Source organism: Mesoterricola sediminis (assembly GCF_030295425.1).
Lineage (GTDB): Bacteria > Acidobacteriota > Holophagae > Holophagales > Holophagaceae > Mesoterricola > Mesoterricola sediminis.
Genome location: NZ_AP027081.1, coordinates 3668743 through 3689066, shown reverse-complemented (window position 1 = coordinate 3689066; position 20324 = coordinate 3668743). Strand labels below are relative to the sequence as shown.

The window sequence follows — 20324 nt, the reverse complement described above, 5'->3', positions numbered from 1 at the left end:
ATGGCAACCCTGAACAACGGCAATGGCCAGGCGGAGCACCGACGGCAGGAAGTACAGCAAGCTGTCAAAAACGCATGCGACCAACTCAACAGCGATGGCGTCACGCCCCGTGACTACGTGGAACAGCTTGCATGGCTATTTTTCCTCAAAGCATTTGACGAAGCCGAAACTCGCCATGAAAAAGAAGCGACCTTCGAGGACAACGCATACACACGCCGTATCGATGGCGACTTCCGATGGTCTGTCTGGTCAAGCTGGACCAACAAGCCCGACGCCATGCTCGAATTCGTCGATGGGAAGCTCTGGCACTACCTCCAGAGCTTCGGCACGACGGCCGGAACCAAGCAGTTTACCGAAGACCCAATTGCAGAGCGATTCCGGCGCATCTTCTCGACTGTACGCAATCACTCTCGCCGTGGTGCCAGCTTCGCTCGGGTTGTTCAGCAGGTGAACCGGCTGCACTTCTCGGATGAGACCGACGTAATCGTTCTATCGGAGCTATACGAGGATCTTCTCAAGCGAGTTGCCAGCGACTCTGCCGGATATGCGGGTGAGTTCTATACCCAGCGACACATCATCAGGGCAATGGTAGCTGTGGTAGAGCCAAAAGTTGGAGACAGGATTTACGACCCATGCTTTGGAACAGCCGGCTTTCTCTCAGAGTCCGCCAAGTTCATTCGGGCGAACTCCGGTACCTTGAGCCGCAAAGACAACGATACATTGAATCGGAAAACCTTCTTTGGGGTCGAGCTAAAGCCGCTTACCTACCTGCTTGGCATCATGAACATGATTTTGCACCGTATCGAGGGTGCAAACCTCGAGCAGGCGAATACGTTGGAATTGCACTCAGCCAATGTTCCCGAAAAGAACAAGTACGACGTCATCCTCTCCAATCCGCCCTATGGCGGAAAGCTGGCCCGCGAACTGCAGACAAATTTCACGATCCACTCTGGCGCCACCGAGATCCTGTTCCTACAACACATTATGGCGAATCTTAAAAAGGGTGGCCGAGCAGCGGTGATTGTTCCCGAGGGTGTGCTTTTCCGTGGCGGGCCTGACGCGAAAGTACGTGAACGTCTGCTAACGGAATTCGATGTTCACACTATCCTATCCTTGCCAGCTGGCTGCTTCTTGCCATACACCGGGGTTAAGACAAATGTAATTTTCTTTAACCGCCGGGAAGACGGCAGGGGAACCAATGATGTGTGGTTCTACGAGGTTAAGAACGATGGCTTTGAATTGAAGCAAACGCGTCGCCCGATCGAAGGGGACCAATTGCCCGAGTTCGTGAAGCAATTCAATGCAAGGCCGAAGGCAGATAATTCTTGGGTTGTTTCGGCCAGCGAAATCGTCAAACGCGGCTACGACCTTTCTGCTCGTAACCCGCACCGTGAAAGTGATGACGAACATCGACCTGCACTCGAACTGGTACAGTCCATCCGAGCCCGAGAGGAACGGGTCTTTGATCTTCTCGAGGAACTTGAGGCGCTCCTGGAGGAGACGGTATGAAGCCAGGGTGGCGTGTAGCGCCAATCCGAGACATTGCAGACGTTAATCCTGGCCGAGGGAAGCGATTCAAAAACCTCGAAGCCAAGACAGAGGTGACGTTCGTCCCCATGTCTGCGGTGGACGAAGCGTCCGGAATCATATCTCGACCTGAGATGCGCGCATATTGTGATGTGCGTAAGGGGTTCACGCACTTCTGCGAAGGGGACGTGATTTTTGCAAAAATTACGCCCTGTATGCAGAACGGGAAATCGGCGGTGGCCCGCAACCTTCGTAACGGCATTGGCTTTGGGTCTACCGAGTTCCACGTCCTGCGTGCAGGGGACAAGGTACTGCCAGAATGGCTCTGGCACTTTATTCGCCAACCATCATTCCTAGAGGAGGCGCGGAGGCACTTCAAGGGTTCGGCCGGCCAACAGCGGGTTCCAGCCGAATTCCTTGAGGCGGCTCTTATCCCGGTTCCACCCATCGACGAGCAGCGCCGCATTCTTGCACGAACGTCTGAGTGCCTCGGACGAATCGAAGAAATGTGTGATTTGAACTATTGTGCACAACGTGAGGCTCGCGCGCTTCTGCCATCATCGTTGGCTTCAGTGTTCCATGAGCTTTCGCTGGCGTATCAAACGGCTGGCCTCGGAACAGTCCTCGCAGATAGCAGGTATGGCACGAGCAAAAAATGTAATGCCAGTGAGGATGCCACCCCCGTCCTCCGGATTCCAAATGTGGCCGGTGGACGGGTCAATACAACAGACCTGAAATACTGCGCTCTCGAAGAGAATGAGCAGGCTCGGTTGGCCCTCAAATCGGGTGACATTTTGATTGTGCGGACTAACGGAAGCCCAGAGCTTGTGGGCCGATGCGCGGTGTACGACCTCCCTTGCGATGTGACGATGGCTTTCGCCTCGTACTTGATTAGATTGCGAGTCGATGCGAGCAAGGCGGATCCTCGATTTGTCGCCTTTTTTCTGATGTCAACCCTTGGGCGCGATGCAATCTCTGCGATACGGCGTACATCTGCCGGTCAGTACAACATCAATTCCGAGAACCTGCGGAGCATCAAGCTGCCCTTACCGCCCTTGCCTAAACAGGAAGAAGTCGCTGAGCTCCTACAAAGGCAGAGAGAAATCATCTGGCAGATAGCTAGTGAACAGATGGAGAGGTCCCATGGCTGCGATGGGCTGAAGCCGGCTGTCCTTCGAAAGGCGTTCAGGGGTGAACTATGATGGCCTCGAGGTCTCGCAAGCCATGACAAGAGGCACCCACAGCACCGATGCCCGGAAGGCTTCTGATGCCATTTGGGCTGTGGCAGACCGATGGCGGTCTTCATCTGCTGCAAACGTTGTCGAATTTCTGTCGCCGCTGGCGGGCCTCCTCGTGGTTCGCTGGGCGGCTTTCATGGATGCGGAAATGGAGGCAGTGTCTGCGTTCGACGACACGCCATTCGTGCCGCAACTTCCTGAGACGCTTAGGCAGGTTTCCTGGTGTGATGCTCAGGGGCTTGTGGCACGGCTGAGCACAGGCCTGCTCGAAGTGGGCCCGGGCCATCAAGCCACGATCGGCCGATATGTTGCCGCAGCTGCCCCTCCCGTGCTGGAGTGCTATACGCGGCACCGTGAGGTATTCGCGGGCCTTGTGGAATGGGTGGCAGGATTGCCATTTGACGGGGCCGATGGGCGGAATATTGCAGCGGCAGCCTTCGACGAACTGCTAGAGAAGGTCATGGAGGGGCAGGGAAAATTTGGTGGTGAGTATACAACCCCGAATTCCGTAGTTAGCCTCATGGTTGACCTCGTCAACCCGAAGCCTGGTGATCGAGTCTACGACCCATGCTTCGGTGTCGGTGGTCTGCTCGTCGAAGCCTCGCGGCGACTGTGGAAGACTATTGCTACCCAAGGTCTCCAGCGCTGGGACGACGTGCGCAACAACGGCATCTTCGGTGTCGAGATCAACGCTGCGCCGTTTGTCATCGGGTTGTGCCGTATGGTCCTTGCGGGCATTGACAAGCCCGGGCTCGAGCTCGGCGACGCTCTTGAGCGTCCGCTTCCAAGAAACCGGGCAGTGGAGGGGTTTGATTGCATTTTAGCGGCACCGCCATGGGGCGGCCGTCTTTTGGATGCCAGATCTCGCCAGTATCCAGTCCCATCAGGAGGCATAGAAAATCTCTTCCTTCAGCATGTGATGGCAAACCTCCGGCCGGGAGGACGCGCGGTTATCGCTCTTCCCGAAGGTACACTCTTTCGCACGGGTCCTGATCGGCTGGTTCGAAAGGTGCTGCTCGATGAGTACCGCGTAGATGGCATCATCGCGTTACCCGAAGGGGCATTCGCCCCATGTACCGCCGTCCCGTCGAGCCTGGTTGTCTTTCGGCGTGAGGCCCCCCGCTCCAACGTGCGTTTTGTCACCGTCCCTGGAAAGGCTTGGCGTGTCAACGCTGGCGCCAGATTCGGCGATGGCGACGGCTATGTTGCGGCAGGTGGCCAAAGCCGATCAGGTGATGGAATTGATTCCAGTGAAGGGCAACCTGGAAGCCCTACTTTAAGTGCCCCTTCGCATAGCTTATTCCGTGACCTCCCGATGCTCATCCGGCATGAGCGAATTGATTCCATCGGGCTAGCTCCCGGTGTGGATGCATGGGATGTTGACGTTTCAGCCCTCGCAGCGCGCGATTACGAGCTACTCGCGAAGCACACCGGAGCAGATGAGTTACGTGCCACGCTTGAGCGCATTGTTGCCACTGATCCTTCCATCAAAGTTGTCCCCCTCCGCCAAGTGGCTGATCTTGCGCTCGGGGTGACGTACGACAAATCGGTCACTTCAACAAACCCGAAGGAAGAAGGGACATTGGGGCTACTGCGTGTCGGTGACTTTTCCGACTTCGGGGCAAAGATCCCCGGCATGCGCCTCACCCGAGAAGGGGCCATTCGGCTGAAAGAAAAGCAACTTCTGCGCGCCGGTGATGTCGCAGTCACATTGTCGGGCACCGTCGGGAAGGCAGCGGTCATTTCCGATGCGGCTGGCACCGTCGGATCTGTCCCCGCAAAGAGCGTCGCGGTTGTTCGGTGCAATGCGGATGTTCAAGCGTCCTTCCTGGCAGCACTGCTTAGGTCTCCTGCCTACCAATCGTGGATGCACGGCCATGCCCGAGGCGTGACGATCCAGCACTTATCTGTGCGAACGCTCGGGAACTTGCCGGTGCCTGTGTTGCCGATCGCAATCCAGGACGCTGTCCTTAGGACGCTTGAACCTCGAGGGGATGCTCTCTTGCTCCTCCTCAGATTTGCTGCCGGTGGCACCTCTGATCCTATGGCCGCATGGCTTGAGCGACCAGGAGTTGTCTCACTCCTGTCCGACAAAGCACAAACGACTGATGTCACTCACGCACTCTCAGGTGCTGGCCACGAACTTCAGGAACTTCGGTCCCTTCGGAATCGCATTGTTCATGGTAAGGAAATAGTGCTGACGGACGCAGTGAGGCATTGGCTGATCGCGGCCGCTGAATTGGCTCCAATCCTTGTGGGCATCGACACCGTTCCAGAAGGAGCTCCGCGAATTGCTGTGCTCGAGTTAGCAAAGAGCCGGCTGGAAATCGCTCGGCGCGCGCTTGGATTCGACGGTGACGAGGAATTGATCACGCGCGGATCACAGTCGGGATCGAAACATGAATTGGGGTCGCATTCGCGATCGAGGTTGCTCGTTATACGCCTTAGAAGCTTGATGGCCGCACTGGAACATCTTCTCGACGCGGCAACGGCAGAGATGCTTGGGCCTGCCAAGCTCAGATTGAAAGCCGAGCCCCCTGAGGTGGTTGTGGGGGTTCCAACAGAGGTGCGACTTGAATTAGAAAACGCATCAACATTCGGTCTACGTGCAGTTCGCGTTTTCACTGATCCCGATGTCGGGACGGGAAACGCGTCCTATGTGGCAGAGGGCAGTATGATGCGGGTCCCGCTCACCATCCACGCGATCGACTCGAGTAGGGCTCTTGAGATCCGAGTGCGTTGGGAGGCTATGCGACTGGATGGGATGCCTGTGCGCGGTGACGAAACCATCGAAATCCTCGTGCGGTCCACCAGGCAGGCCGTCCTAGCGGGAGATCTTGGACCGAGTCCGTACATCGTTGGAAACCCAATCGATCGGGATGACATGTTCTTCGGCCGTGCCGAAGTGATTGAGCGCATCAGGCGACAGCTGGGCTCTGAGGCTAACGCCAATGTCATCCTGCTGGAAGGCAACCGGCGGACGGGTAAGACTTCAGTTCTCAAGCAGTTGATGAAGAAGGGCGCGCTACCAGGCTGGATACCGGTCTATTGCTCATTCCAAAATACTGAGGGTGACGAATCCAAGGCAGGGATCACGACCCAGAGCGTTTATAGACTAATGGCAAGGATGCTTGGATGGACTCTTTCCGATGCAGGCATACGCACCTGGTTCCCCGGTGGTCCTAAACTTGAAGGCGACCGTCCCTTTAAGGTGGAGTTTCGTGCTGCGCTTGATCATGCATTCTCCGGGCCCCACCCATTCGAGATCTTTGAGGAGTACCTCTCAGCCGCACTTGAAGCAGCACGACCTCGACGCGTACTCCTTATGCTCGATGAGTTTGACAAACTGCAGGAAGGTATCGATAGCGGGGTAACGAGCCCTCAGGTTCCTGAGAACATTCGTCACCTCCTGCAGCATCATGCGGGACTATCGGCCGTTCTTACAGGGTCGCGCAGGTTTAAACGTCTTCGTGAAGAGTACTGGTCAGCACTTTTCGGGCTTGGGTACCGGATCGGTATCAGTGCACTCCCACCTGAGGATGCGCAGCGCCTTGTCATCGAGCCCGTTGTTGATCGACTGAGTTACCTACCGGCCGCACGAGATCTGCTTGTTGATCTCTGCGCACGCCAGCCGTTCCTTGTGCAGTCCCTTTGCAACCGTGTGTTCGAGCGGGCCGCAAAAACCAAAGAGCGCATCATCACGCTTGCGGCGGTGAATGAGGCCGCTGCCGAAATGGTTCGCGACAATGAGCATTTTCGGACACTCTGGGGCTACGCACAGACGCACAGGCGCCGGTTGCTTCTTGTGTTATGTGACCGTCTCGCCGATGGTCCGGACCCAATAAACCTTGCTTTGTTTTCTGCCCAACTCGAAGCCCTGGGCGTCCATGTCGATCTGGACAGTCAGATCGGCGACGACCTGGAGTATTTGCGCGAACTTGAATTGATAGAATTTGATAAGGCATATCGTGGAGGCACGTACCGGATTGCCGTGCCTTTGCTCGGCATGTGGATTCGAACCTCAATCGATTTTGATGACGCGGTTGCCCGCGCCCGGGAAGAAGCAGAGGAGTCGCGCGCATGAACCACCCCTACCAGGTGATGGGCACAACGGTGCCAAAGATGCTCGGCCGGCGCCGCCTCATTGAACAGATCGAACGTCACGTCTCGAAGCCATCTCCCGACCACGTCCAGATTGTTGGGCCGAGGTTGTACGGAAAGTCTGTGCTGCTTGCGGATCTGGCTGGGCGCCATAAGACGGGGAAGACCCAATATGCAACGGCAGCCTACGTTGACTTGCGCCACGCTCCGCCCGCAGACGATGCAAATTTTCGGCGACGATTCGCCGAAACGGTCAAGGTGGCCCTCGCGCCCGTGTTTCCCGAAGTGGCGGAATTCATCGACTTGGCCGACGGTGGCCTTCATGAGCTCCTGGATCTAGCATTCCAGGAACTGGAGCAGCGACAAGCCCGCATGCTGGTCGTTCTCGACGGCTTCGACCATGTCCTCTCGGGGGCAGGGATCACGAGAACGTTGTGGGATCAGCTCCGGTCGCTCGCACAGAAATCCAGCTTACGTCTCGTTACCGGAAGCAGACAGCCATTGCGAGAGCTTTGTCGTACGGAGGAATCCCGTACCTCTGATTTTTGGGAAATCTTTTACGATGCGCCGATTCTCATCGGACCTTTTATAGAAGACGACTGGGACGACCTGCTTGCACCGCTGATTGCCAATGGTGTCGCAGTAGACTCATCGGCAAGGAAGGAGCTAATGAATTGGTCCGGTGGCGTGCCAGTTCTAGCAGCTGCGCTTCTTGAGCGCATTGCCGAGACGGCGCAAAGCGGGCAAGCGGTAACGAAGAACAACGTCGATATTATCGCGACGAGGATGCTGGAGCAGCCCCCCGCCCACCTGGAGCAACTCTGGGATGACTGTAGTGTCGAACTGCGCGGTGATATTGCCGCTGTCTCCGAGAGCGAAGGCATTGCCCTTTCCGAGCTGTCTGCTCCGAGGCAGCGCGCGCTTGAAGGCCGCGGCTATGGGTTGCCATCAGGGAACAAGATTCGGTCGGCTTGCCGGCTCATGGCGAAGTATTCGTTAGAGCAGGGGCCGGTAGTGGCCGATCTGAAGCGATTGTTCGGCGCCATGACCGACTACATGGCAAACGTTGAGGGATTCCTCGAATTGCGAGTCGGCCATTTGGCCTCCCAAGGTGCAGATCAGCAGTTGGTCACCTACCTGAAGCACTCCATTCGCGATGTCGCGACCTCGCCCGAGATGAGCCTAGTAGCCATCAGGAGCCTTGTGCAGCGAGCACTCCAACTGATTTGGGCAAAAGAACTTGATTCTAGTCGGACATTCCCAGACGACTGGATCATGGAATGGCAATACGGTGGTGCGACTCCAAGATGGCTCGACGATAGGAAGCGACTCCCTTCCGGTGACGGCGAGCAAATGCACGCCCTCGATTTGCTCACCGGCAAAAAGATAGGCCCCAGATTGATTGATAGGAAGGCAAAGGCACTGACGAGGTCAACGTTCCTATTGCTGGACAATCTGCGGTCGATCGGTGATTTCGGCCAGCACTTGAAGGACTACCCCGAGTGCCCTCCTACGACGAGTTTCGCCGTGGCGGTCATTGGCATCGCCATCGAGTGTGTCTCGGCGCTCACAAGGGACTTGGCGTGATCGAGCGTCCGCGGGTGGTGTATGTATTGGGGTTTTGGCAACCGCCTAGGAATACCCAATATGGGGATAGCTGTGACCTTGGACCAGGAACCTGTGCATTTGCTCGGCGATCAGGTTCCAAGGCTCCATCAGATCAAGGGTGCAGGCGCGAATACGCTTACCGGCGAGGACCAAGTCGGTGGAGAACTGAATGCCAGTGGCAGGGTAGATGAGAAGCCCTTCGGGTGGGGTACCATCAAGCCCTGGCTGCAAGTGCTGGAGGTAGGTCGATAGCTGGTAGAGATGGGTGGAATGGAGCTTCGGCGAGGTGCCTAGGTAGTGGGTCTGAAGAGCCTCTTCATAGAACTTGCACTCCACCACGATGGTGCGGTCTTTCCTCTTGAGGATCAAGTCCGCCTTCATGCTAGGGAGCAGAGGGTTGGGCTCCTGACTATCCCAGTCGATGGGGACCTCCTGGCTAACAACGAACTGAGTTTCTTTGCGGTAGAAGTTATAGACAAAGCTTTGGAAAAGCTTCGCCATCTGACCCTTCTCCCGCATGAAGTTCTTGAATGTGGTTTTCCCGGTCTCCTCACATACCAGGAGATTGGCATTCACCAGCCGGCAGAGGTGCATCAGGAGGGCGTAATGAGCATTGTTCCGGTGAAGACGGACCGAGCCGAAATGGGTGGACCTGATCTTCAAGGGCGTGATCCCCTCCATTCGCCTCAGCAGAACATGGACTTCGGATCTCTGCCGTTGAGCAACCTCTGGATATGCCTGTAGATTCCTGAGGGTCGATTTGAGAATTCGGTTGTGGAGCAGGTCGGGCAGGAATTCCTCGAAGTCGCATTGCACCTTTGCCCGTTCCATCAACATGCGTCGGGCTGAAGCCGTGAAATCGATTCGCCCGCGGATCGTGGTTAGGACATCCGCCTGTGCCATGTACCCATGATCAATTCCCCTTCTCAGTAAACGCTGGGTCCCGCGGAGGATCAGCCGAGTGAGGAGGTCGAGTCCGGTAGGCAGGTTCTCCAACTCTACCTGCCACGTCTCGGCCTCCTCCAAAAGGTCCCAGGCGTAACCGAGCAGATAGTAGAGATTCCGGATTGGGATTCCCGTCATTTCAGATCCCAAGGAGATCCTGGATCCAGCCTTCCGCCACCTTGGGTGCGTCGAACCAGTACTCCCGCAGCAGGGGCGCGATCTGGTAACCGATGATGTCCAGGTATTCTTCCCGTGATTTTAGCTTGCAGAAGTAACTGTGGCCGATGCAGAAGCCCGGGCCAAGGTTGGCTACATCCTTGGCGATATCCGCATTCAACCTTCCGATGCGGGTGATGATTCGGTCGGCCAGGTCATCACTTTCGCAGGACTCGACCAGATGTTCCCGGAAGGGCTTTGAATCAAGGGCCGCCTTGAGGGAAGCGAAGCGGAAGCGCCTGCGCAGGGCATAGTCGACCATTGCGAGAGAACGATCGGCTGTGTTCATCAGGCCGAGAATGTGTACATTCTCCGGCACGAAGAAGGTCTGCCCTTCTTCCTGGTAGGCCAGCCTCAGAGCGTTGTCCTCTCCCCGCTTGTCCTTCTCTATGAGCATCAGGAGTTCCCCGAAGATCCTGGAGATGTTGCCCCGGTTGATCTCATCGATGACGAAGACATAGGGCTTGTTCCGTTCCTCCTTGGCCTTCAAGCAGAACTCGTAGAAGGCGCCCTTACGGAGCTCGAACCCCTTCTCCTTGGTCGGCCGGTATCCTTGGACAAAGTCTTCGTAGCCATAGGACTGGTGGAACTGGACCATGGCGACTCTCTTCGGATCCTCGGCTTCCATGAGGGCATACGCTAGCCTTCGGGCCACGAAGGTCTTTCCCACCCCAGGAGGTCCCTGGAGCACAAGGTTTTTCCCGTCCGCCCACTGCCTTAGCCAACCCCGGAACGTCTCCTCGCTGACAAAGAGGCCCTCCAGGGCCTCCTCGATGGAATAGCTCTCTTCGGCAACCTCCGGTTCGGGCTCACCTGGGGCCTCCACCGGCTCCTCTCCAAGAATGGCCTCATATTCGGGCTTCGTGATCCTGAAGAGGCTGCCTTGCCGCTTATCCATCACAGGGCTGCAGTCGGACAGGGCTTTGATGTCTCGGAGGGTTTCCAGGCTTCGAGGCTCCTTTAGCTGCTTCAGAACCCGGAATGTGATGGTCTCTCCTGCCACTGGATGGTCATGGATCCCTTGTACGATCTCAAGGATGGTTGTGACCTTCCTGACCGGGGATGTTTCATATCCGATTACCAGGTCACCGGGCTTGGATTCCTTGAAGCAAGCGTAGACCTGGCGCTTGTTTCCCTCATCGTTGTGGGTCGTGTAGGATTCTTCCGAACCGGGAAGGCACTCGGAGACCTTCCAGATATCCGGCGAACAGTTGAGCCAATAGTGGTTAGGGCCAGCGACCGTTGCAACCGCGTGGGATTGGATCCCAATGGTGTCTAGGAGTTTTCTTGTGGAGTCTTTAAAACGTGTGATGTTCGTGAGGGTCTTGGTGGCAAGCGCCCCATCCTCGGAAGGGACGGCCCACTCTCCCTTTTTGACCCATTCCATGTCGCGAACATGCCGGTATTCCGGGCGGGATGGGTCGAACCGGTAGTCTCCACGGACATATCCGGCGCCGATAATTTTCTTGTTGCCCTTCTTCACCAGGACGATGTCCCCATCCTTCATGACATGGCAGAAGTCCCATGTCGTCCTGGCGTTATTCGTTTGGACCCCTTCTGAAGGCCATAGCTCTTGGAGGCGGCTCTGTACCGCCTCCTTGTTCGGGTAGGAGTTCAGCGGGCCTAGTTCGTCCCATCCCATCACCGCCACCTGGTCTTGAAGGCACTCCTCCCAGTACTTCGCCTGGCGACCTGGGGCGAACACCCAGACCTGTTGCCCTTTGGGTAGGTCCTTCTTGGTTTCAGTTCCCTCCTTGGGCAGCTTGGTCTCATAGATCCAGCTGAGGAACTGGTCCACTTCAAGTCCAATTGGCACCCCTGTGTGGCAGCCAACGACCTCGTTGTACTTTGAGAAAACCAGCGTCAAGGCTGCGTTGAACGCAACGAACCTTGCTGGAAAGTCCGCTCCTTTGGGGTAGGACGGATGGATTCCCAAGTATTCGGCTGCTTCCAAGTCCCGGCGGTTCATGAACACGAACTGTTCGGCGAAGAGCTGGCCTATAAACTCGGAAACCACCGCGATGCCGAGGTACTTACTTGCATAGGTTTCGTTGTCGTCCATGAACAGACGCATCCGCTCTTCGACGGTGCCTGGACCGTGGGCTAGAAAACGAAAGGACTCCCGATAGCGCTCGATCGGGTAATTCGGGTTGCCGAATGCGTTGCCTTTGGCGATCGCAAGGCTGTTAAGGCTATGCAAGTGGTTCGCAAGAGCCTGGAAGGCAGGCCACTCGGCGGCCTGCAGGTTCTCCGGACGAAAGAAATCTTTCACGAAGCGATGGAATTCCTGGACGAAAGGCCGCTCATGGAACCACGCTTCGGCGACCAGAGAGAATTCCTGCAAGAGTTCGGAAAGGTTCGGGCTTCCAGGCGAACGCTCAACCATGGCACACCTCCTGCGCGGGTGATGATCGGGGACTTATTATCATTCCATCACAACGCAGGCATGGGTGAGCATGCGAACGCTGACCAAAGTTCCGGCCAGCATTCCGCATCCCCTGCTCGGGCGCGGATTTCCCATGGACAGCTGGGCCCCTCCCATGGAAATCCTGTTTTGCCATCAGGTTCCGGTCGGGAGGAGCCCATTCTGGCCTCTCCCGACCCACGGTGGATCCGGCCAGGATTTCCACAGTGCCCCGTTCCCGCCAGACAAGTTGACAGTTTGAGGTGAAGGAAATCCTCTCCTGTTGGGGGATTTCCTTCACCTCAAACTGTCAACTTGTCTGGCGGGAACGGGGCAGCGGTAATAGGAGGAGTGCAGATGCGATTGTGGGCGAGCCTGAGAATGGCGGCCAGCGAAGGAGCAGGAGTGGGGGCGAACCGGCGCCTGGTTAGGCTTCTTGGCAGGACTTGGCAGAGGAAAAAGAGGACCCAAGGCCAAACTACTTCCAGGCTGATAAGTCGGTTCTTGGCTGCCGCAACCATTGCAGTCTATCGATTTGGCCCGGGCTGGACTCGGCGGGAGGTAGGGAACCGTCCCGTTGGGGTTTGGCTCCTGGTCCTCTTGTGGATGTTACCGTTCTTAATCGTGGTCGTTACCACCCTTTCCAATGGGATATAGGTCAGGAGGTCCACGTACAAATATATTGATCTCCCAGTCCCAGAAGCACTCTGATTCGCGGCCGATAGGCCTTTTTTGCTTCTGATGGCTAGGAAATTCTGATGGTTTAGGAGAATGGAGGAGTGTATGCTAGGTCTGATCTTATGAATTATACAGGTTTGTGAAACGATGGCCTTTCTTTTGTCGCATCTCCATGCGAAGGGATGTGGGAAATGAAAATTGGAGGACCAATGCTTCAATCCCTCTGGCTTCCTGCGATTATCTTTCAAAAAAAACATCCGGTCGGTAACATTGTGTGCCTCCTCAGATTGGGAGAGAATCAGAATATTGTCGGTGAAGAATATATTAATATTTCTCCACGGATAAAAGAAAAGGTTATTTCCCTTCAGTCTGGGGATAAAATCATTGTTACCGAAAGAAGAAAAATTGAAAGACCAGATGATATAGAGGGCGTTCTATTTGTAGGCGATGGTGAATCGAGCAAATGGCTTTCGCATCGGTTGCTGGACCAATTTCGTGAGAGGGTTGCCGATCGCGGGCTTGGCGAAATTGCAGAAGAAAATGCTGGGGAATGGGCTAAAAATTTTTCCTTCTCGGCACAGCGAATGGGTGCGGATGGATGCCTGGTCTCTAATGGTCTCCGACCTCCACAGCTAGGCGCATTACATGCTATCGGTTCTCATTGGAGCCTTGACGAATCTCCTGCAACGATCGTTATGCCAACAGGCACTGGTAAGACCGAGACAATGTTGGCCACAATGGCGGCCTATTTGCGAGGTCCGCTACTTGTGGTTGTGCCATGGGATGCATTGCGGACTCAGGCGATGAAAAAATTTATACAACATGGAATTTTAAAAAAATTAGGTATTTTGAGAGAAAACTCTAAGAACCCAATCGTTGGTATAATATATAAAAAGATTAAATCGTTTGAATCAATCTCAATCTTTGATCAATGCAATGTTGTTATATGTACCGCCAGTTCATTGGCTGGAATAAACCCTGGGCTGCTTCAGGAAGTGGCATCCAAATGCGAAGCTGTGATCTTTGATGAGGCGCATCACCTTGCCGCAAGTGGCTGGGATCAAATCAAGCGAGCTTTCGACGGCAAGAAGATTTTGCAATTTACTGCCACGCCTTTTAGGCGAGATGGTGAATTGGTTGATGGAAAAGTAATTTTTAATTATCCGTTAGGCACAGCTCAAAAAGATTCATACTTTAAGCCCATCGAATTTATACCCATTTTTGAGCTTGTACCGGAATATGCTGACAGGGCTATTTCTGAAAAAGCAGTTGAAGAGTTAAGACTGGATCTAGAAAATGGTTATGACCACATTTTGATGGCCAAATGTAAAACGGTTGCTCGAGCTAAATTGGTGTTTCAAGAATATAAGTCAATCGCTGACGATCTAAACCCAATGATACTGTATGCCAACCTTGAAAACATTTCAGAGCGATTGGGGGTATTGTATTCGGGTGGTTGTCGAATTGTGGTGTGTGTTGGCATGCTCGGTGAGGGTTTTGATATGCCAAGGCTTAAGATTGCCGCAATTCATGATATGGTGCAAAGCTTAAGTGTATTTCTTCAATTTATTGGGCGCTTTACACGTGTTTCAGATGCTAATATAGGAAACGCAAAAGTAATTGGAAATATCGCAGAAGAAAATATCTCTTCAGCATTAGAATGTCTATATAGCCAAGATGCTGATTGGAATAAACTTTTAAGAGAGATGAGCTCCTCGGCAGTAAGGGAACACCAAGCACTTGTTGAATTTTTAGCTAATTCTCAAAAGTTGGTAGATTTAGATAGAGAGGAAGTTATTTCTCCAAGGGTTTTGCGGCCTGTGTACAGTGCTTTGGTGTACAGGGCTAAAGAATTTTTCCCGAAAAGATTTTTCAATGGGTTAAGTGATGACTTCCAGGTTAAGGCGGCATGGTTGAATGAGAAGGATAATACTTTATTCTTCGTCACCAAATCTGTAGGGAAACCAGGTTGGCTAAAAACGAAAGTTCTTTGGGATAGCTCTTGGGATCTATTTGTATTGCATTTCGATGAAAAAAAATCCTTACTCTTCTTGGCTTCTTCTAATAAGGACTCTTGTTTTGGTGAAATGGCAATGGCTGTCTCTGGAGAAGCAAATTTAGTGGCAGGTGAACAAGTTTTTCGTTCTCTTGGAGGAATCAAGAGGCTAATTTTCCAGTCCATGGGTGTTAAAAAATATGGGCGGCGAAATCTAAGCTATGCAATGTATACAGGCGCTGATGTTATGCAGGCTCTTACTGTAACAGAAGGAGCTGGCTCGGTTAAGAATAATGTGAGTGGTGCGGGCTGGGAAAATGGAAAGAGAATCGCAATTGGTTGTTCAGCTAAAGGACGCGTTTGGTCAAAAGATGCTGGAACTATTCCGCAGCTTGTCGGGTGGTTTGGAGAAATTGGGGCAAAGTTGATAGATGATAATATTTCAGTGGATAATATCATTTCTAATGTTCTTATACCCGAACCAATTGTCTCAATCCCTCAGATTGCTGTGTTGGGTGTTGATTGGCCAGTGGAGTTGTTGGGCGTATCTGAGGAAAGAGTTAAGTTTTCCCATGGCGGTGATATTGGCAGTAGTTGGCCATTGTATTTGATTGACATTCAATATAATGATTCTACCGCAATATCCGTCGATTTTATTTTGTGTGTTGATGGCGATTCGGCTCTTGGAATATTTAGAATAGAACTCGGGGCTGAATTTGGCCACAGGGTAACTCAGATTGATGGAGAGAAATTGTATGTCGAGATAGGCTCACTATGTGTTACGGCAGAACAATATTTCTCGGACTATCCTCCAATTGTGAGGTTCGTTAATTTATGGGAAATGGATGGCGGTTTGCTGATCAAGCCAAAGGATCCCAAAGATATTCATGTCGAAGATTGGAGATTTGATATTTGGGAGTGGGACGGGGTAGATTTTAAAAAAGAATCGATATGGAAAAATGGTTTTTCGAGGTCGGATTCCATTCAGAATAAGGCGGCTTCATACTTTATCGAAAATGACTTTGATATCGTTTTTAATGATGATGGGGCAGGCGAAGCCGCTGATCTGGTTTGCTTGAAGGAAGCAGAAACGAAGATCCAATTAACCCTTGTTCATTGCAAATTTGCTGGTTCAGACACAGTTGGAAGTCGGATTTCGGATGTCGACAAAGTATGCTCTCAGGCGGTCAGGTCCTCTAAGTGGAAATGGCGCTTTAAAGACCTCAGGAATCATTTGATTAACCGCGAGAGCAAATTCCCTCTCCCGGTCTCGAGATTTCTCCGGGGAGATAGGTTGGTCTTGAATCATCTTCTAAAGAACTCAAAGTACAAAGAAATTGGCTTCGAAATTGTCATTGTTCAGCCTGGGTTATCTGTAATGAATAGGACGTCCGAGCAGAATATGGTGTTAGCCTCAACTGCAACCTATTTGAAAGAGACAGTTGATTGTGAGTTGGTAATAGCATGTAGTAACTGAAATAAATGAACTTTCTCTATAGATTTTCTATTCTTGCTCCTCTTCCGGGGTTTTTCTTGGGCCGGGTGCCTTCCCGGAAAGCGCCCTTGCGATGGGCGCCGCCACCTTGGCAGCGGCCTCTCGGGTCTTCCTGGCCCGGGTGTAATGTTTCAGGGTGGTTCGGATGTCCTTGTGTCCGAGGATAGCCGCGCCGGTCTTGGGCCCGAGGCCCTGCGCCTCGGCCTCACTGGCTGCCAACGATCGGAAGTCGTGGATGTTCAGGTCCTCCACGCCAGCTCGGGTGCACACCTCCTCCCAGACCTTGTGTAGTCGGCCCTGCTGTCAAGCGACATCAGAATCGACCCACCAGGCGACACGAAAACTGACCCACCTGGTAGTTGGAAATTGAAGCCGCCGGGGTGTCCGGAGCGGAGGCCGTAGGCCGTAGCGGAGGACATCCCGGCGGGCGCGACCATCATCCGGCCACTTCCTTGGCTGGCACGACGCCAGCCCGGCGCTTTTCCTTGAGGCGGTAGCTCTCGCCCTTGATCGTCACGATGTGGCTGTGGTGCAGGAGCCTGTCCAGGATGGCCGTCGCGACCACCTCGTCCCCCAGCATCTCCCCCCAGGAGCCCACGGGCTGGTTGCTGGTGATCATCAGGCTGCCCTTCTCGTATCGCTTCCTCACCAGATGAAAGAACAGATGCCCTGACCTGCGCTCCATGGGCAGGTAGCCGAGCTCGTCGACGACCAGGACATGGGGGCGGGCGAAAACCCTGAGGGCCTCATCCAGCGCCCCGTGGTCCGAGGCCGCCGCCAACTGGTAGACCAGGTCCGCGGCATGGATGAACCGGGCGCTGTAGCCCTGCTCGATGGCTTTCCGGGCTAGGGCGATGGCCAGATGGGTCTTTCCCACGCCCGGCGGCCCCAGGAGCAGGACATTCGTTGCGTTGGCGACGTAGCGTCCCGTCTCCAGCTCCGCCACAAGGCGCCGGTCCAGGCTGGGCTGCAGGCTGAAGTCGTAGTCCTCCATGCGCCGGTCCAAGGGGAACTTGGCCATCTGGATCCGCATCCGGGCGCGCTTCTGGTCCTTGCTCTCGATTTCCTCCTTGATCACCAGGTCCAGGAAGTCGAGGAAACTCATTTCGTTCTGAGCTCCGCGGTCCAGGAGGGTGTCCAGGCGTTCCCGGGTGCTGACCAGCTTCAGCCGGGTCAGGTGACGCTCCAGGCGTTCGAGGCGGGGATCTACCATGCCTCACCTCCCACGATGGCGGCATAGTGGGAGAGCGGCCGCCGGATCTCGCCGGGTTTGCCCACCCGGGCGATGCCGTTGGTGAAGCTGACGACGTGACCGGGATCCTCGATGACCTGGCGGCGTCCAGGATGGACCGGATGCTCCGCGATCACTTGGTCCTGGCAGAACACCTGGATGGTGTCGGCCTCAATGGTCACCTCCAGGGTGGCCCCGATGAACTGGGGCGGGACGCTGTAGCGGTTGGTATCCACATCGATCCGCCCATCCGCGGCCACCGTCCTGGACAGGTGGCGCACCCGGAGGTAGCTGGGATGGTTTCCCATCGGGCGCAAGGCCGCCTTCTCCGCCGGGAATCGATCTATCGGCCTCTCGCCGGTGGTCCCGTGGATCCGGGTGTCGGCCACGTTGAGCATCCACCAGACCAGGTGCTCGTCCAGGGCCTCATCGGATTCCCAGCCCTCGCGGCCAAGGGCATTCCCTTTGGCATAGCCGACGCTCCGTTCCACCTTGCCTTTCGTTTTCGCCCGGAACGGCTGGCAGGCCCTGGGAACTGTGCCCCAGTGCCGGCAGAAGGCGTCGAATTCCGGGTGGAAGACGGGGATACCAGCCTTGCGCCTGTCCACCAGTGGCTTGGCATTGTCGGTTAGGAGGATCTCCGGGACGCCCTCGAAGTGCTGGAAGGCCCGTTCGATGCCCATGATCCAATCCCGCTGGCGGAGGCTTCCGGAGATCTCGATATGGCACCGCCGACTGTAGCCGAGGGTCGCCACGAACACATAACGCTTCTGACGGACGCCCCCGATCTGCAACCACTTCTCCCCGAAGTCCACCTGCATCTGCTTGCCTGGCGGGGTCTCGAACCGGACCGTGGCCTGCTCAGCCCTTTCGTAGCTCTGCCGGAAAGGGCGGAGGGCTCTCTCGACGGTCCGCAGGCTCACGGAAACGCCGATGGCCTCCAGTTCCTGGCGGAGGACATCGGCGTTGCGCACCCCGGCGTTGAACTGGTTCTGGAACCAGAAGTAATACCTGTCCAGGAGGCCGGCCCGGGAGCCGTTTCCATAGCTTCTGTCCGGCCCTCCGCGAACCCAGTCCCGAACCGTATTCCGAGAGAGGCCGACCTCCCGGGCGATCTTTCGGATCGACCAGCCCAAGTTCAGCAAAGCAAATATTTGGGCCACTGCACCGTCTCCGAGCATCCTGGCCTCCGGCTTATGGAGACCAGCGTCCCGCGGTTCGAACTCCATGCCCTCCTCCTTTCGGGGGGGTGGGTCAGAATTCGTGTCGCAAGTGGGTCAGTTTCGGATGTCGCCCGATACCTGCAATACGTACAACCAACAAATAAATCAGTAACTTGATGAAACTTTTCATGTATGAGGTACACAAGATAGTAGGGGGCGACCCCCCGGATTCCGGTGTACCGATGAAGCCCAAGCCCAAGGCAACCACCCACGAACGCCCCCTGATGGGAACCATGCGCCTGGACCTAGCCCTGGACATGAACCACGAGCTGGTCCGCCTTGCCGCGGCCATCGATTGGGATGCAATCGCCGCTGAATTCCGGCCCATGTACTGCCCCAACAACGGCAGACCGGCGGTCCCCACCCGGCTCATGGCCGGCCTCCAACTCCTCAAGCACACCTTCAACCTCTCCGACGAGCTGACCGTTGCCCGCTGGGTTGAGATCCCCTACTGGCAGTTCTTCTGCGGCGAGGAGTTCTTCCGCCATGACTTGCCCGTTCATCCGACCCAGATGACCCGCTGGCGGCAGCGGATCGGCGAGAAGGGCGTGGAGAAGCTGCTCCAGATCACGATCGAGGCGGGCAAGGCCACCCGGACCATCACCGAGACGAGCTTCGACAAGGTCATCGTGGACACCACCGTCCAGCCGAAGAATGTGCAGCACCCCACCGACGCGCGCCTCTACCGCAAGGTTCATGCAGCCATGCTCCGCGTGGCCAAGGACGAAGGTCTGGTCCTGCGCCAGAGCTACCGCCGGATGATGGACCGGGCCTTCCGCAAGCACGGCGGCCATTCCAAGGCCAGGCAATTCAAGCGCGCCAAGAAGGTCCTGAAGAGCCTGAAGACCATGGCCGGCCGGGTGATGCGCGATGTCGAGCGGAAGATGTCCGATGTCGCCTTCGACCGCAACAAGCGGACCATGATTCTGGCGGAGCTCATTCTCGGTCAGACCCGGCTCACCAAGGGCAAGATCTACAGCCTGCATGCACCCGAGGTGGCGTGCATCGCCAAAGGGAAGGCCCACCGCCCCTACGAGTTCGGGGTGAAGGTCAGCCTCGCCGTCACGCACAAGGAAGGCTTCATCGTCGGCATTCAGACCTGCCCGGACAACCCCTACGATGGCCACACCTTGGAAGGTCAACTCGACCAGGTCGAGCGGCTCATAGGCAAGGTTCCGGCCCACACCTTCGTTGACCGAGGATACAAGGGGCATGGAGTTCCCGAGGAACGAAGCCGGGTCCTCATCAGCGGCACCCGGAAGCTCGGCTACACCCTCAAGCGCCACCTGCGACGGCGATCCGCGGTGGAGCCGGAGATCGGGCACATGAAAGCAGACGGGTTGCTGGGACGGAACTTCCTCAAAGGCATGGCAGGGGACGCGATCAACGCGATCCTCTGCGGGGCCGGGCACAACCTCCGGAAGATCCTGGCCCGCCTCAGGGCCCTTTTGTACATGCTCACCGGCAACGCCTGGGAGGCCCTACAAGCCCTCTGTCGTCACCTGGAGGTGCTCCGGCTCGATCGGGAGGCCTCTGGGGCCCTCTGAATGCCGGGAGGGGTTTCGCAGGATCGACGAATTCGCGAGCGGGAACCCGAAGGAGCGCCGCTAGCCGGTGGTCGGGGGACATGGCGGCATACAGCCGACTGAACTTGATGCTCCC

Annotated in this window: 10 protein-coding genes and 1 pseudogene; 6 read left to right on the top strand and 5 right to left on the bottom strand. The window is 55.6% G+C overall.

Annotated elements, in window-relative coordinates:
• The 4 genes from R2J75_RS15995 to R2J75_RS15980 are packed head-to-tail and all read left to right on the top strand — an operon-like array spanning window position 1 to window position 8453.
• On the top strand, window positions 1-1509 hold the full coding sequence (locus R2J75_RS15995; RefSeq protein ID WP_316410594.1) for a class I SAM-dependent DNA methyltransferase: 1509 nt from the start codon (window positions 1-3) through the stop codon (window positions 1507-1509).
• Complete coding sequence (locus tag R2J75_RS15990) at window positions 1506-2729, top strand: restriction endonuclease subunit S (RefSeq protein ID WP_316410593.1); 1224 nt, start codon at window positions 1506-1508, stop codon at window positions 2727-2729. The genes R2J75_RS15995 and R2J75_RS15990 overlap by 4 nt, the downstream gene beginning before the upstream one ends.
• On the top strand, window positions 2719-6849 hold the full coding sequence (locus R2J75_RS15985) for an N-6 DNA methylase (RefSeq protein ID WP_316410592.1): 4131 nt from the start codon (window positions 2719-2721) through the stop codon (window positions 6847-6849). The genes R2J75_RS15990 and R2J75_RS15985 overlap by 11 nt, the downstream gene beginning before the upstream one ends.
• The gene (locus R2J75_RS15980) at window positions 6846-8453 is read left to right on the top strand and encodes an ATP-binding protein (RefSeq protein ID WP_316410591.1); all 1608 of its coding nucleotides are present in this window, start codon (window positions 6846-6848) and stop codon (window positions 8451-8453) included. Before R2J75_RS15985 ends, R2J75_RS15980 begins: the two co-directional genes overlap by 4 nt.
• Before the next feature lie 45 nt (window positions 8454-8498).
• Here R2J75_RS15980 and R2J75_RS15975 read toward each other — a convergent pair whose 3' ends face one another.
• Together R2J75_RS15975 and R2J75_RS15970 are read right to left on the bottom strand one after the other, a co-directional pair.
• Window positions 8499-9557 (bottom strand): 5-methylcytosine restriction system specificity protein McrC, encoded by a 1059-nt coding sequence (locus R2J75_RS15975; protein WP_316410590.1) that lies wholly within the window; start codon window positions 9555-9557, stop codon window positions 8499-8501.
• Between the two features lies 1 nt (window position 9558).
• Window positions 9559-12021: an AAA family ATPase gene (locus R2J75_RS15970; protein WP_316410589.1), complete on the bottom strand. Its 2463-nt coding sequence runs from the start codon at window positions 12019-12021 to the stop codon at window positions 9559-9561.
• A 905-nt stretch (window positions 12022-12926) separates the two neighbouring features.
• On the opposite strand from R2J75_RS15970, the gene R2J75_RS15965 reads away from it, so the two are divergent.
• On the top strand, window positions 12927-16190 hold the full coding sequence (locus R2J75_RS15965) for a DEAD/DEAH box helicase (protein ID WP_316410588.1): 3264 nt from the start codon (window positions 12927-12929) through the stop codon (window positions 16188-16190).
• Between the two features lie 27 nt (window positions 16191-16217).
• Here the strand turns inward: R2J75_RS15965 and R2J75_RS15960 are convergent.
• The 3 genes and pseudogenes from R2J75_RS15960 to istA all read right to left on the bottom strand — a co-directional run.
• A pseudogene (locus tag R2J75_RS15960) lies at window positions 16218-16487 on the bottom strand (tyrosine-type recombinase/integrase); the annotation flags it as partial.
• Window positions 16488-16644: 157 nt separating this feature from the next.
• On the bottom strand, window positions 16645-17421 hold the full coding sequence (gene istB, locus R2J75_RS15955) for an IS21-like element helper ATPase IstB (RefSeq protein ID WP_243347639.1): 777 nt from the start codon (window positions 17419-17421) through the stop codon (window positions 16645-16647).
• Entirely contained in the window at window positions 17415-18668 is a 1254-nt protein-coding gene (gene istA, locus R2J75_RS15950) for an IS21 family transposase (RefSeq protein ID WP_316410587.1), read from the bottom strand. The genes istB and istA overlap by 7 nt, the downstream gene beginning before the upstream one ends.
• A gap of 176 nt (window positions 18669-18844) precedes the next feature.
• Here istA and R2J75_RS15945 point away from each other — a divergent pair, with 176 nt between their 5' ends.
• On the top strand, window positions 18845-20209 hold the full coding sequence (locus R2J75_RS15945; RefSeq protein ID WP_316410585.1) for an IS5 family transposase: 1365 nt from the start codon (window positions 18845-18847) through the stop codon (window positions 20207-20209).
• Window positions 20210-20324 lie beyond the last annotated feature (115 nt).

Bases quoted from the DNA above. Each gene is read 5' to 3' on its own strand.
- R2J75_RS15995 (WP_316410594.1), top strand. From the start codon at position 1: ATGGCAACCCTGAACAACGGCAATGGCCAGGCGGAGCACCGACGGCAG.
- R2J75_RS15990 (WP_316410593.1), top strand. From the start codon at position 1,506: ATGAAGCCAGGGTGGCGTGTAGCGCCAATCCGAGACATTGCAGACGTT.
- R2J75_RS15980 (WP_316410591.1), top strand. From the start codon at position 6,846: ATGAACCACCCCTACCAGGTGATGGGCACAACGGTGCCAAAGATGCTC.
- R2J75_RS15975 (WP_316410590.1), bottom strand. From the start codon at position 9,557: ATGACGGGAATCCCAATCCGGAATCTCTACTATCTGCTCGGTTACGCC.
- R2J75_RS15970 (WP_316410589.1), bottom strand. From the start codon at position 12,021: ATGGTTGAGCGTTCGCCTGGAAGCCCGAACCTTTCCGAACTCTTGCAG.
- R2J75_RS15965 (WP_316410588.1), top strand. From the start codon at position 12,927: ATGCTTCAATCCCTCTGGCTTCCTGCGATTATCTTTCAAAAAAAACAT.
- istB (WP_243347639.1), bottom strand. From the start codon at position 17,421: ATGGTAGATCCCCGCCTCGAACGCCTGGAGCGTCACCTGACCCGGCTG.
- istA (WP_316410587.1), bottom strand. From the start codon at position 18,668: ATGGAGTTCGAACCGCGGGACGCTGGTCTCCATAAGCCGGAGGCCAGG.
- R2J75_RS15945 (WP_316410585.1), top strand. From the start codon at position 18,845: ATGAAGCCCAAGCCCAAGGCAACCACCCACGAACGCCCCCTGATGGGA.